Origin of the sequence: Mycobacterium sp. UM_11, from assembly GCF_001414075.1 — a bacterium.
GTDB lineage: Bacteria > Actinomycetota > Actinomycetes > Mycobacteriales > Mycobacteriaceae > Mycobacterium.
On sequence record NZ_LATC01000126.1, the window covers coordinates 1 to 12,017 of the forward strand.

Here is a 12,017-nt window from a genome sequence, read left to right on the forward strand (position 1 = left end):
CTGGGCCCGGTCCCGCTGCGGGTGCTGGGCACCGCGGCCACGGTGCCCAGCACCCGCAGCGGGACCGGGCCCAGCGCGAACGAGACGTCCGCCCAGAGTCGTACCCACCACGGGTGGTCGAGCGCGCCGGTGCGCGCGGCATCCAGCAGCGAGGAGTCCGCGCGCTGCACCCAGTGCCAGTGCTGCGCGTACCCCACCCACATGAGGGCGTAGACCGCCAGGGCGATGCAGACGGCCGCAACGGCCCGCGGTCGGGTCATACCCCACCGATACCAGCCGGGCCGCGCGAAGCGTCGAGCGGCCTGACCACGCCGTCTTTCAACCCGGTCCATACTGTCGTCATGGCCGTATTCGTTCGCAGGTTGTTCGGCATCGGCAAGCTGCCCGAGGACGTGCACGCGCAGGTGGAGGCGGAGGGCCTGCGCTATCTTGCCGACTTCGTCCCGGTCACCAGGCGGTTCCGTGGCGCCATCCCCGGCGTCCGTCTGCCGCACAGCGTCGCCAGCTACACGGGTTCGCTGGTGTTCACCGACGAGCGGGTGCTGGCCACGCTGTCGATGCTGCCCCGGCTCGCGGGCCCGACGGTCGACGTCCGCTGGGACGCGCCGGAGACCGGTGCGGCGCGGGTGGAGATATCGTCCGCCGGCCTGCAGGTCGACGTGGACGTCGCCCGGGTCGACCCGAAGTTCAGCGGTGAGCTGTCGCTGCACTACAAGGTGGCCATCGGCGACGACGTGCTGGGCGGGCTGCCGCGGCGGTCGCTGGCCTTCGACATGCCGCCCGAGTACGTGTTCCGCGCGGTCGGCGTTACCTATAGTCCGTGATCGTCATCCGCGGCCACGGCGGCTGCCGCAGCACCGCCAGGCTGCCGATCACGGCCGCCAGCAGGCCGGTGATCACTCCGATCAGCGCGATGCGGTTGCCGTCCAGGGCGGGCTTCCAGGACGCCTCGCCGTTGCGGATGACGAAGACGCCCAGCGGTTTGGCCACGGGGATCACGGTGGCGCCGTCCGGTGTCTGATAGGGCTCGCCGTACACGCGGCCGGCGGCCCCGTCGGTGGGCAGCCGGTCGAGTAGGTCGAAGGGCTTCACGGAACACTCCTTTCTTCGGGTGTTCGCCCGGTCAGGGTTCACGCTAGCCCCGATTCCCTACGATGACTCCCGTGACCGACGAGCCCTTCAGCCCGCAGGAGCGGCGGGCCGTCTATCGGGCGATCTTCTCCCGCCGCGACATGCGCCGGTTCTCGCCCGGCGGCGTGGTCGGTGAGGACGTGCTGGCCCGCCTGCTGCAGGCCGCCCACGCGGCGCCCAGCGTCGGCCTGATGCAGCCGTGGCGGTTCATCCGCATCACCGACGACGCGCTGCGCCGGCGCATCCACGCGCTCGTCGACGAGGAGCGCCCGCTCACCGCCGCCGCCCTGGGCGAGCGGGCCGACGAATTTCTTGCGCTGAAAGTCGAAGGCATCCTCGAGTGCGCCGAACTGCTGGTGGTGGCGCTGGGCGACGACCGCGAAAAACACGTGTTCGGCCGGCGGACGCTGCCGCAGATGGACCTCGCGTCCGTGTCGTGCGCGATCCAGAATCTGTGGCTGGCCGCACGCGCCGAAGGCCTTGGCATGGGCTGGGTTTCGCTGTTCGATCCGCACCGGCTGGCGGCCCTGCTTGCAATGCCCGCCGGGGCGGAGCCGGTCGCCGTTCTGTGCCTGGGTCCGGTGCCCGAATTTCCCGAGCGCCCGGCGCTGGAACTAGACGGCTGGGCCGTCGCCCGCCCGCTGTCGGAGTTCGTGTGCGAGAACCGCTTCAGCGAGCGCATCCAGGCTTCCCCCAAGTAGCTGCGGTATCGTCGCCGGTCGCGAGGCAAGTTAACGAGGTGACGCAATTGGCGCCGGACGACGCAGCGGGCAACAAAGACAACGTGCTGATCGTGCACTGGCACGACCTGGGCCGCTATCTCGGCGTCTACGGCCACCCGGACGTCTGTAGCCCCCGGCTCGACTGCCTTGCCGCCGAGGGCATCCTGTTCACCAAAGCGCACGCCACGGCACCGTTGTGCTCGCCGTCGCGCGGATCGCTGTTCACCGGGCGCTACCCGCAGACCAATGGCCTGATCGGGCTGGCCCACCACGGCTGGGAATACCGCAACGGCGTGCGCACGCTGCCCCAGATGATGACCGAAGCCGGCTGGTACTCCGCGCTTTTCGGCATGCAGCACGAGACGTCCTATCCGCAGCGGCTGGGCTTCGACGAGTTCGACGTGTCGAACTCGTATTGCGAATACGTGGTGGACAGGGCCACCCAATGGCTGCGCGAGGGCACCGAAGACCTCGCGGATCAACCCTTCCTGTTGACCGCGGGTTTCTTCGAGACGCACCGGCCGTATCCGCGGGACCGCTACGAGCCCGCGGACCCCGCCGGGGTCGACCCGCCCGACTACCTACCCGACACCCCCGAGGTGCGCGGCGACCTCGCCAGCTTCTACGGCTCGATCGCGACGGCCGACGCCGCCGTCGGCCGGTTACTGGACACGCTGGCCGAAACGGGGTTGGACGCCAGCACCTGGGTGGTGTTCTTCACCGACCACGGCCCGGCGTTCCCCCGCGCCAAGTCCACGCTCTACGACGCGGGGACCGGCATCGGCATGATCATCCGGCCCCCCACCGGCCGGGCGTTCACCCCAACCGTGTACGACGAACTGTTCAGCGGCGTGGATCTGCTGCCGACGCTGCTCGAGCTGCTGGGTCTGGACGTGCCGGCGGAGGTCGACGGGGTGTCGCACGCCCGCGCGCTGCTCGCGCCGGACCCGCACACCGTGCCGGTCAGGGACCACGTGTACACGACGAAGACCTATCACGACTCGTTCGATCCGATCCGCGCGATTCGCACCAAGGAATACAGCTACATCGAGAATTACGCGCCCCGGCCGCTGCTCGACCTGCCGTTGGACATCGAGGAAAGCCCGTCCGGGGCCGCGGTGGCGCCGTTCATCACCGCCCCGCGCCCGCAACGCGAGCTCTACGACCTGCGCGCCGACCCCACCGAGACCACCAACCTGCTGGCCGGTGACGATGCCGACGCCGACGAAGTGGCCGCCGATTTGGCTGTGCGCCTTCATGATTGGCGGCAACGCACCGGCGACGTGATCCCGTCGGAGTTCGCCGGCACCCGGATCTCGGCGCGTTACACCGAGACGTATCTGCAGATCCACCGGGTCAAGCCGACCGCCCGGTCGGCGCTCGCGGCCGACCGTGGCATCGAGAAGGAAGCCAGCGGCTAGCCGGCCGATCGCCGGGAACCGCCGACCTCGGCGACGATGAACACCCGCCGGAACGGGAAGATCGTCGTGCCGTCGGCCCGGGGCGGATACGCGTCGTCCAGCAGCGGGATGAGCTCCTCGCGGAACCGCTCCCAGTCCTGCGCGCTGAGCCGTTCCCGCACCGGAACCAGCGCCGTCCCGGTGATCCACTCCAGCACCGGGTTCTCACCGGTCAGCTGGTGCAGGTAGGTGGTCTCCCACACGTCGACCCGACACCCGGCGTCCAGCAGCAGATTGGCGTACTGCATCGGCGGCTGCACCACGGCGCCAACCCGAAATGGTATGTCCCGCATGACTTTCGCGTAGGGCTCGCGGCGGGCCAGGGTCCGCACCGTGGCGTGTGACGGCGTCTCGAAATTGCCGGGGATCTGGACGGCGATCCACGACCCGGCCGCAAGCTCGTCGGCCCACCGGACCAGCAGGTCGGCGTGCTCGGGCACCCAGTGCAGGGCCGCGTTGCTGACCACGACGTCGGTGTCGGGCTTGGGTTTCCAGTCCCGCAGATCGCCGATCACCGCGTCGATGCCGCGTTCCTTGGCGGCGGCGACCATCTCCGGCGAGGTGTCCACCGCCTCGATCACCGCGTCCGGCCAACGCCGGGACAGGTACTTGGTCAGATGCCCGGGCCCACAACCGAGGTCGACGACCCGCCGGGCCCGCTCGGTGCCCACCCGGGACAGCAGGTCGTAGAAGGGCCGGCTGCGGTGGTCGGCAAAGGCCAGGTAGACATCGGGATCCCACATGTCGGTCCTCCTGATCAACGCGCCGCCGCTAGTCGGGGAGATAGACCAACCGTATTACCGCACGCCACCCCGGCGCCGCCCAACTGGCCCCGGGGTCCGCGCCGGGGGGTTAGCATCGGGGTTCGTGGCGCCCGACACTTCGATTGATCCGCCCATCCCCGTCCCGGACATTCCCGCCGCCTGGCAGGGCGCGGACGTGCCCGTCGACGTCGACGGATTACCCCCGAATTCCGCGTTGTCCCCCCGCCAGCGGATGGTAATCGAGGGCTCGGCCATCGGCGACCTCGCCCTGCGCACCTGGGTGTCGTCGCTGCTCACTGCGACGGTGGCGCCGGCCGTGCTCGCCGCCTCGCTGCGGCACTCCGCCGCCCGCGCCGAGCGCGCCAACCTGAACTTCTACGCCGAGCTGGCCGCGCAACGCGATCCGGCGAAGTCGTTTCCCGCACCGGCCGCGTCGCCGCGGGTTTCGTCGCGGCCGGCGAGCCCGCTGACCGAGTGGGCCGCGGGCGGCACGGTGGAAAACATCGCGTTCGACAGCAGCTTCACGGCCATCAATCCCGCGATGCGCGGGCAGTGGGGCGCCTGGAAGGCCAACAACATCGTGCGCGCGCAGCACTGGCGCCACGACGACGGGCCGCGTCCCACGCTGTGCGTCATCCACGGCTTCATGGGGTCTTCGTATCTGGCCAACGGCCGGTTCTTCACGCTGCCGTGGTATTACCGCTCCGGCTACGACGTTTTGCTGTACACCTTGCCTTTTCACGGGAAGCGGGCCGAAAGATATTCGCCCTTCAGCGGTTTCGGCTATTTCGCCGGCGGCCTGAGCGGTTTCGCCGAGGCGATGGCCCAGGCCGTGCACGACTTCCGGTCCGTCATCGACTACCTGCGCGGCACCGGTGTCGACCGCATCGCGTTGACCGGCATCTCACTGGGCGGATACACCTCGGCCCTGGTGGCCTCGGTCGACGACCGGCTCGAGGCCGTCATCCCGAACTGTCCCGTCGTCACCCCGGCCACGTTGTTCGACGAATGGTTTCCGGCCAACCGACTCGTGCGCCTGGGGCTGCGCCTGTCGCACATCAGCCGCGAAGAGCTAGCGGACGGGCTGTCCTACCACTGCCCGCTGACCTATCGGCCGCTGCTAAACAAGGACCGACGGATGATCATCACCGGGCTCGGCGATCGCATGGCGCCGCCCGATCACGCCATCAAGCTGTGGGAGCACTGGGATCGCTGTGCGCTGCACTGGTTTCCGGGCAGCCACGTCCTGCACGTCAGCCAGCTGGACTACCTGCGCCGGATGACCGCGTTCCTGCAGACGGTCATGTTCTAGCCGGTTCGGCGACCGGCGCCGGTGTCGCCAGCGGCGGCCAGTCCAGCTCGGCCAGCAGGCCCGCCGGCGCGGCGGTATGCCCGTCCAGGCGCTGGGTCGACAACAGGTCCAAAGCCGACAGGGCCGGCCGGTGGTTGCCGTGCTGCGGGGTCAGCCCCGGCAGCGGCGCGGTCCGCTCCGGTGCCGTGTCGGTCAGGAAAGCGCACGCGGCCGCGACGGTGATGTGCGTGCCGTCACCGGCGAGCTCCAGCGCGGTGCACGTTTCCCGCGCCGGATGCGTCCGGATCGCCTCGAGCGTCTCGGCCAGCTCGCCGTCCACCCGGATTTGGTATGCCGCAAGGTAATCCGACGCGCCGCGTTGCACCCCGGACCAGCGCTCGCGCGGGTTGGAGGTGAGCAGCCGCGGGACGTCGTCGGCTGCCACGCCGTTGACATCCCAGCCGAGCTCCCTCAGATGGTCGGCGAGCCGGCGCGCCGCCACCTGCGCGGTCTCGTGCAACGGGATGCGCGCCGAGCGCGCCCGCAGCGCCGCCAGGTTGTCGGTGGCCGATATCGTGAGCCCGATCCACGTTTCGCGCCTCGACGCATCGGATGCGTTGTCGCGGCTGGTGATTCGGATCTTGTCCGCGCGGATGCCGTAGCGGTCCAGGTAGCGGGCGATCAAGGGCAGCGGCAGCACGTCGGCGGGGCCGTCCGGCCCCCCGACCCGCAGCAGCGCCGTTGTCGCGGTGGCGGATTCGGGAGCGGTCGCCTCGCCGCGCCCCATCATCGCCACCCGGCGGCGCAGCAGCGTGGTGAAATACGAACCGCGCCAGCAGCCGAACAGCACGACCACGACGGCCGCGGCGATGCCCAGCAGCCAGTAATCCCGCGGCGACCGCCAGGGGTAGGCCATCACCGCGGGCACGACGGCCAGCAGCGCCAGCGTGATTCGCCCGGCTCCAGGGGTGGGTATCCAGCGCTGCAGACTCACGGGGTGGGGTCCTTTCGTCGGCGGGTGGCGGTGGCGGCGATGCCGCCCGCGACTGCGACAAGCACAGCGAGCGCGGCGGTTCCGGCCAGCGCGACGGTCCGCGGGGTGGTGTCCTTGGGTGCCGGCGCCGGCGGGGCGGCGACCGGCTTGACCGGCGCGGCGGGAGGCTGATTGGCGGCGGGCAGCTGCCAGGTCAGCGCCGCGACCGGGTCCACGCTGCCGGTGCCGACGACGTTCGACGGCGCCCTGGCGCCGCCCCGGGCGGTCGCGGTGATGCGGCGCACGACCTGGGTGGCGTTCAGCTCCGGGTACTTGCTGCGCACCAGCGCCGCGACGCCGGCCACATAACCGGCCGCATAGCTGGTGCCGCTCAGCGCGATCTGTTGCTGGTGTTCGTCGGGCAGCCCGTTGGCCAGTCCGCCGCCGTCGGCGTTGCTGATCGACACGATGCGCTCGCCGGGCGCCGCGACGCCCACCCACGGCCCGGCCATGGTGAATTTCGCCGGCTGGCCGTCCGCCGTCAGCGCGGCGACCGACAGCACGTAGGGCTGCCACATGGACGGGATGGACAGCGAGGTGACGCCGGCCCAGTTGCGCGGGTCGTCGGGGCGGCTGAGGTCGGTGAGCGGGTTGGACTCGCATGACGTGCCACCGGCGACCGCCCCGGTCGGCCCGGTGTTGCCGGCGGCCGCCACGATCACCGCGTCCTTGTCCACCGCCGCGTAGCGGATCGCCGCGCCGAGCGCGGCCTGGTCGACGGGCCGGTCGGCGGGCAGGCAAGTGAGCGTGGAGATGTCGATCACCCGGGCGCCGAGGTCGGCCGCGTGCACGATCGCCCGGCCCAGCGTCGCGACGTCCAGCGAGGCCCGGGCCATCAGCGGGTCACCGCCGGGGGTCCGGGGCGAGAACTTGGCCGACGTCGTCCTGATCGACACGACCCGCGCGGCGGGCGCCACGCCGGCGAACCCGTCGTCCCCGGGCTGCCCGGCGATGAGCCCGGCCACCAGGGTGCCGTGGCCGTCGCAGTCGGTCAGGCCGTCCGTCGTCTCGACGAAGTCACCGCCCGGATCGACGTTCGGCAGCCGCGGGCCGGGCCGGACCCCGGTGTCGAGCACCGCCACCAGCTGGCCCTCTCCACGCGAGAACTGCCACGCCCCAGGCAGATTCAGCATCGCCTGGCCGGGGGCGACGGCCGCGGGATCGCTGCCGGGGATCACCCCGGAGACGCTGCACGGGCCGCGCTGCTCCATCGGTTGCACGGAGCCGGGACTCCCGCTGGGCGGCGGGACGCCCGGGTCGACCTTCGGCGCTTCGATGGCCAGCGCGGACGGGCACGTCCACAGCACGGCCGCCAAAGCCGCTGCGAGACAGGCTGACCCGGACCGGATCATCGATTGAGTATCCAGGTGAAGATGCCGACCAGGTACGCCATCACCGGGATCAGCGACGCGTCGAGCCCGGCCGCGACGAAGCCCACCAGCCGGCGCACCGGCAGCGAATAGCTGTCCGGCTCGGCGATCCGCGGGTTGAGCGCCACGACAATCCACACCGAGGCCAGCGCGACCAGCACCAGAGCCGCGCCGAGCGCGGCCGCGTAGCGTCCCGTCGCGGTGTAGAGCACCAGCAGGACGCCGGCGGCCAGGTAGGGCTGCGCGAGCAGCCACGCCTTGCAGGCGGCCGAGTCCCACACCCGGGCCCGCAGCGCGGCGGTCGCCGCGGTGGCGCCCACCACGTACCAGCCGACGCCGCCGAGCGCCTCGGGGCGCAGCGCGATCGCCACCGAGCCCAGGACGCTGAGAAGTACTGCGGCCGCGATGAATCCGTTCTGATGGGCGTCGCCGACCCGGACCCGCCGCGGCAGGTCCTCGAGCACCCGCAACGACGGGGCCGACGGCGTGGGGTCGCCAGGCGCGGGGATGACAGGCAGCGGGAAGCGCGCCCACAGCGCCGAGAGCTGGGCCGCCTCGATGGTGACCAGCAGCGCCGCGACGATCAGGCCGCAGCCGATGGCGACCGGGCGCAGCTGCCAGAGCACCTCGGCGCCCGCCGCCAGCGCCACCCCGGCGCCCACCACCGCGGTGGCGGTGAACAGGGCCACGACGCGCTCCCGTTCGGCGCTGGGCACCATCAGGGCGATCAGCGACCACGCCGAGACGCCGGCCGCGGCGAGCATGATCTGCGCCGGCCCGAACCGTCCCGGCACCGCCAACGCCAGCGCGGCGCCGATGGGCACCAGCGCGGCGATCGAGCACGCCGTCCCGGTGCGCGGCGAACGGGCCGCGACCAGCAGGCCGACGATGGCGGTCACCGCCGCGACCGCGCTGACGGCCACCAACCCGGCCAGCGCGCCGGTGGTCACCCGGTAGGTGACCGAGAGGCCGGTGAGAAGGAGGGCGACGGCGATCACCGCGGCGAGCGCGCCGCGCTGGATATGCGCTGCGCCCCAAGGCCGCAGCCGCGAGGTCGAGAAGATCATGGCCGCGTCGGCGATGTCCTCGACGATGCCGGGGGCCGCCTGGCCGACGGGCACCGGCTGCAGCGCCAGCAGGTCACCATCCACCACCCCGACGGTGTCCAGGCTGGCGTCCAGGCTGAACGGTGCGCCGCCGATCGGCGCGAGGCTCAGTTGGATCGCGCCACTGAGGTCGGCCGCGCCCCGCTCGTCGGACTCGCCGTTGGACGCCGCGGGCACCACCAAACGCTGAACGGCGGGCAAAATTTCACGCAGCGGCAACTCGGCCGGCAACGCCATTTCCGTCAGCCTGCTGTCCGCGAGGATTGCCACGCGGACGATCGGCATGACGGCGCCGGACGTCACCGGACCCTCGAAGGACGCTGGGGCCATACCTGAAACATCGTTGCTCTCTTCTCTATTGGGTTGCGTATTGCGCGGTGAAATCTCTGGCCAACCGGTGGCCGGGGAACCATTCGGCCTCCGGCAGCAGCGCGATCAGCTGTTCGATCGCGACGGCGATCGCGAACGGCGTGCCCGGGGCGAACGTCGACACCCACTCGCCGTCGAATGCGCGCGACGGGCTCACCAGGACCCGCCCCGCTTCCGCGTCGACGATGCTCATCCCCACCTCGGTGGTGGCGTGCCGGCCGTCGCGACGACAGCCGGCGACGATCTCGACGTAGCTGCGCGGGCCGGTGAACACTGACTCCACCACCGGGCGCGCCGACTGCGGAATGCCAAGGTAGTCAACGACTTCGGCCAGCGAGGCGCCCGAACGCAGCCGCTCGTCGGCCCGCGCTCCGACCCGGGTCGGCATGCTGAACGCGTCGAATCGGGCCGGCGGTTGCTGCGCCAGACCGACGCCGAGCACCGGAACCAACGCCCGCGGGTCGCCGATGTCCATGGCCGTGAAGGTGATCAGCTGCGCGCTGCGCAGCGCCACGATCGTCTTGGCCGTGGTCGCGGAGCGCTGCGCCACGATGCCGCGCAGCAACTCGCCGGTGCCGCCGACGTCCTTGGCGGGGCCCACGTAACGCAGGTCGAGCCAGCGCTCCGGGAAGCACACCACCCTGATCCAGTCGGCCACCACCGGGTTGACGATTCCGCCCTCCGACACCAGACCCATCCGGGTCAGCTCGGTGCGCTGACGGTCGAGGAACGCCTGGCGTTGCGCGGCATCGCTGTACGGCGAGGTGATCGCCAGCACCCACGGGAAGCTGCCCGCCCCAATGGTTTCGGCGATGAACCAGGCGTGATCGACCGTCAGCTCGACGGCGTTGGGTTCAGCACTCATCTAACTGGTGACTAACCGCCCCATTTGGCGGCTTCGGCCTGGTCGCGGGCGAGCATGGACGTGGTGTTGGCTTCGTGGGTGCTGGCCATCGCCTGGTAGGCGCGCACCAGACTTTCCATCGCCTGGTTCCACTGGGCCTGCCACGCCTGGTAGGTCATACCGGTGTCGCCCTGCCAGGCGTTGGACAGCGTGGCCTGCTCACTGGCGATGTCCGAACCGAGCCCCTGCAGCGTGCCGGCATAGCCGGACATGTCCGCGGCGTGGCTCAACATCGCCGGGTAGTTGTACATGATCTGGGACATCACAAGTCCTTTCGCGGTTGGTGGCGTCTGGCGGGATCAGAAGGCGGTGTAGCCGGAGGCCGCGGCTGCGTCGGCGGCCACGTAGGTGCCCGCGGCGTCGCCGAGGTTGGCCTGGGCGATGTCCAGCAGGGTGTTGACCCGCGCGGCCGCCTCGACGAAGCGCGCGTGCGCGGCCTGGAAAGCGGCCGAGGACTCGCCCTGGTGGAACGCCTGCGCCGACATCGCTTCCTGCTCCGCCTGGCTGATGGTGCTGCGCATCAACGCCGCCTTGGCGCCGAACGCCGACTGCGCGGCCACCAACTGGGGAATATGAGCGTCCAACATGCTCATGGTGATTCCTTTCTTCTCGGTCTCATGGGGTTTCGCTGACTGACGAGCATCGTGCTGACTGCCTGCTGACTGCCTCAGCCCCCTTCCCTCGGCCTCGTCGGGCGCGCCGGGTCTTGGTCCGCGTCGTGGTCCCAGGTGCCGGGCATCATCGGCATCCTTGGGCCATCGCCGAATTCGCCGTCCGTCAGCTTGGTCAATCCGGCCACGCGGAAGGCGTTCTCCTTCCGCGCGGTGCCGGCGAAGCCCAGCGGCCCGGCACCCGCACCGGATGCCACCGCCGCGGCCAGCCGCTCGTCGTCGCCGTAGTCCGGCGGGACGCCGATGTCGGAGTCCATGTCCGCGAACTCGTCGGCGTGATCGCGCATCGCGGCGCGCCGGCGCCGTCGCGCCCGAGCCTCGGCCCGGCTCGCCGCCGCCGCACCGGCCGCGGGGATGGTCGCCGCCGGCGCCTTGACGCCGCCGCGTCCGCCCAGCGTCGGGCCCACTCCGGTATCCGGGTCGCCGCCGTAGGCGACCAGGTAGGCCAGCGTGCTCGGCGCCGGCGCCGGCGCCGGCGCGGGGGCCGCACCCGAGCCCGCGGCGACCGAACTGGCCGGGGCGCCAGCGGGAGTCGCCACCGTCGGGGCCAGCGCGACCGCCGGCAGCAGCGAGGCCGGCTTGGTCGACGTGACGAGCGGTGTCGCCGCGGCCCCGGCCGCGACGGGCGCGATCTCGGCGGGCGCGGCGAACAAGGAACTCAGGCCGATGCCGAGCAGCAGCGGGATCAGGAAGGGCGCGGTCAGGATCGCGCCCCAGGTCGGCCAGCCCACGGCGTTGAAGAACACCTGGTAGGCGACGAAGAACAGCAGGGGGCCATTTGCCGCGAGCAACGCGGGCAGATTCGCCCAGAAGTCCTGCAACATCTTGCCGATGTTCTGGAAGAAGTCCTGCAGGAACTGGGCCAGCTGCCGGAAGAAATCCGAGATCGGGTTGGACGAGCCCTGCAGGGCGTTGGCCGTGGCGTTGTCCGCCTCACCGCCCGGCCGCACGATGGCCGGCGCCGGTGCGCTGCGCGGCGCCGACGCGAGCGCGGCTCCCGAGGTGGCCTGATAGGCGCTCATCACCGTGGCGGCCTGGACCCACATCCGCGCGTAGTCGGCCTCGTTCAGCGCGATCGGAATCGTGTTGATGCCAAAGAAGTTCGTCGCCACCAACACCCCGTGCACGGTGTGGTTGGCCGCCAGCTCCCCCAGCGTCGGCATAGCCGTCAGGGCGGCGGTGTAGGCCGCGGCCAC

General features: G+C 71.2%; 13 protein-coding genes and 1 pseudogene. 4 read left to right on the forward strand and 10 right to left on the reverse strand.

Going from position 1 to position 12,017, the window contains the following annotated elements; translation table 11 throughout:
• Window positions 1-260, reverse strand: a pseudogene (locus WU80_RS22065) (hypothetical protein); the annotation flags it as partial.
• 81 nt (window positions 261-341) lie between these two features.
• Between WU80_RS22065 and WU80_RS22070 the strand changes: the two are divergent.
• Window positions 342-824, forward strand: a complete 483-nt coding sequence (locus tag WU80_RS22070; protein ID WP_055405447.1) for a hypothetical protein — start codon at window positions 342-344, stop codon at window positions 822-824.
• On the opposite strand, the gene WU80_RS22075 is transcribed toward WU80_RS22070, so the two are convergent.
• Window positions 808-1,092: a hypothetical protein gene (locus tag WU80_RS22075; protein WP_055405448.1), complete on the reverse strand. Its 285-nt coding sequence runs from the start codon at window positions 1,090-1,092 to the stop codon at window positions 808-810. The two genes, WU80_RS22070 and WU80_RS22075, sit on opposite strands and share 17 nt — an antisense overlap.
• 62 nt (window positions 1,093-1,154) lie before the next feature.
• Between WU80_RS22075 and bluB the strand changes: the two genes are divergently transcribed.
• The gene (gene bluB / locus WU80_RS22080; protein ID WP_055405844.1) at window positions 1,155-1,832 is read left to right on the forward strand and encodes a 5,6-dimethylbenzimidazole synthase; all 678 of its coding nucleotides are present in this window, start codon (window positions 1,155-1,157) and stop codon (window positions 1,830-1,832) included.
• 38 nt (window positions 1,833-1,870) lie between these two features.
• The gene (locus WU80_RS22085; protein ID WP_055404730.1) at window positions 1,871-3,274 is read left to right on the forward strand and encodes a sulfatase; all 1,404 of its coding nucleotides are present in this window, start codon (window positions 1,871-1,873) and stop codon (window positions 3,272-3,274) included.
• Here the strand turns inward: WU80_RS22085 and WU80_RS22090 are convergent.
• Window positions 3,271-4,056 carry a trans-aconitate 2-methyltransferase gene (locus WU80_RS22090; RefSeq protein ID WP_055404729.1) on the reverse strand — a complete coding sequence of 262 codons (786 nt, stop codon included), beginning with the start codon at window positions 4,054-4,056 and terminating at the stop codon, window positions 3,271-3,273. The two genes, WU80_RS22085 and WU80_RS22090, sit on opposite strands and share 4 nt — an antisense overlap.
• Window positions 4,057-4,180: 124 nt before the next feature.
• On the opposite strand from WU80_RS22090, the gene WU80_RS22095 reads away from it, so the two are divergent.
• Window positions 4,181-5,389, forward strand: coding sequence for a S9 family peptidase (locus WU80_RS22095; RefSeq protein WP_055404728.1), 1,209 nt, complete (start codon window positions 4,181-4,183; stop codon window positions 5,387-5,389).
• Here WU80_RS22095 and eccE read toward each other — a convergent pair.
• The 7 genes from eccE to WU80_RS22130 all read right to left on the reverse strand — a co-directional run.
• The gene (gene eccE / locus WU80_RS22100) at window positions 5,379-6,362 is read right to left on the reverse strand and encodes a type VII secretion protein EccE (RefSeq protein ID WP_055404727.1); all 984 of its coding nucleotides are present in this window, start codon (window positions 6,360-6,362) and stop codon (window positions 5,379-5,381) included. The two genes, WU80_RS22095 and eccE, sit on opposite strands and share 11 nt — an antisense overlap.
• Window positions 6,359-7,753 carry a type VII secretion-associated serine protease mycosin gene (gene mycP, locus WU80_RS22105; protein WP_055404726.1) on the reverse strand — a complete coding sequence of 465 codons (1,395 nt, stop codon included), beginning with the start codon at window positions 7,751-7,753 and terminating at the stop codon, window positions 6,359-6,361. Before mycP ends, eccE begins: the two co-directional genes overlap by 4 nt.
• Window positions 7,750-9,207: a type VII secretion integral membrane protein EccD gene (gene eccD / locus WU80_RS22110; protein WP_156349667.1), complete on the reverse strand. Its 1,458-nt coding sequence runs from the start codon at window positions 9,205-9,207 to the stop codon at window positions 7,750-7,752. The genes mycP and eccD overlap by 4 nt, the downstream gene beginning before the upstream one ends.
• Window positions 9,208-9,232: 25 nt before the next feature.
• Window positions 9,233-10,111, reverse strand: a complete 879-nt coding sequence (locus WU80_RS22115) for an ESX secretion-associated protein EspG (RefSeq protein WP_055404725.1) — start codon at window positions 10,109-10,111, stop codon at window positions 9,233-9,235.
• 11 nt (window positions 10,112-10,122) lie between these two features.
• Window positions 10,123-10,413, reverse strand: coding sequence for a WXG100 family type VII secretion target (locus tag WU80_RS22120; RefSeq protein WP_055404733.1), 291 nt, complete (start codon window positions 10,411-10,413; stop codon window positions 10,123-10,125).
• A 36-nt stretch (window positions 10,414-10,449) separates the two neighbouring features.
• Window positions 10,450-10,743 (reverse strand): type VII secretion system protein EsxG, encoded by a 294-nt coding sequence (gene esxG, locus WU80_RS22125; RefSeq protein WP_055404724.1) that lies wholly within the window; start codon window positions 10,741-10,743, stop codon window positions 10,450-10,452.
• 74 nt (window positions 10,744-10,817) lie between these two features.
• The coding region (locus tag WU80_RS22130; protein WP_055405845.1) for a PPE family protein at window positions 10,818-12,017 on the reverse strand (1,200 nt) is incomplete at its 5' end.

What these genes read in the sequence shown, in the direction of transcription:
- WU80_RS22070 (WP_055405447.1), top strand. Translation starts at nt 342, where the DNA reads ATGGCCGTATTCGTTCGCAGGTTGTTCGGCATCGGCAAGCTGCCCGAG.
- bluB (WP_055405844.1), top strand. Translation starts at nt 1,155, where the DNA reads ATGACTCCCGTGACCGACGAGCCCTTCAGCCCGCAGGAGCGGCGGGCC.
- WU80_RS22090 (WP_055404729.1), bottom strand. Translation starts at nt 4,056, where the DNA reads ATGTGGGATCCCGATGTCTACCTGGCCTTTGCCGACCACCGCAGCCGG.
- mycP (WP_055404726.1), bottom strand. Translation starts at nt 7,753, where the DNA reads ATGATCCGGTCCGGGTCAGCCTGTCTCGCAGCGGCTTTGGCGGCCGTG.
- eccD (WP_156349667.1), bottom strand. Translation starts at nt 9,207, where the DNA reads ATGGCCCCAGCGTCCTTCGAGGGTCCGGTGACGTCCGGCGCCGTCATG.
- WU80_RS22115 (WP_055404725.1), bottom strand. Translation starts at nt 10,111, where the DNA reads ATGAGTGCTGAACCCAACGCCGTCGAGCTGACGGTCGATCACGCCTGG.
- WU80_RS22120 (WP_055404733.1), bottom strand. Translation starts at nt 10,413, where the DNA reads ATGTCCCAGATCATGTACAACTACCCGGCGATGTTGAGCCACGCCGCG.
- esxG (WP_055404724.1), bottom strand. Translation starts at nt 10,743, where the DNA reads ATGAGCATGTTGGACGCTCATATTCCCCAGTTGGTGGCCGCGCAGTCG.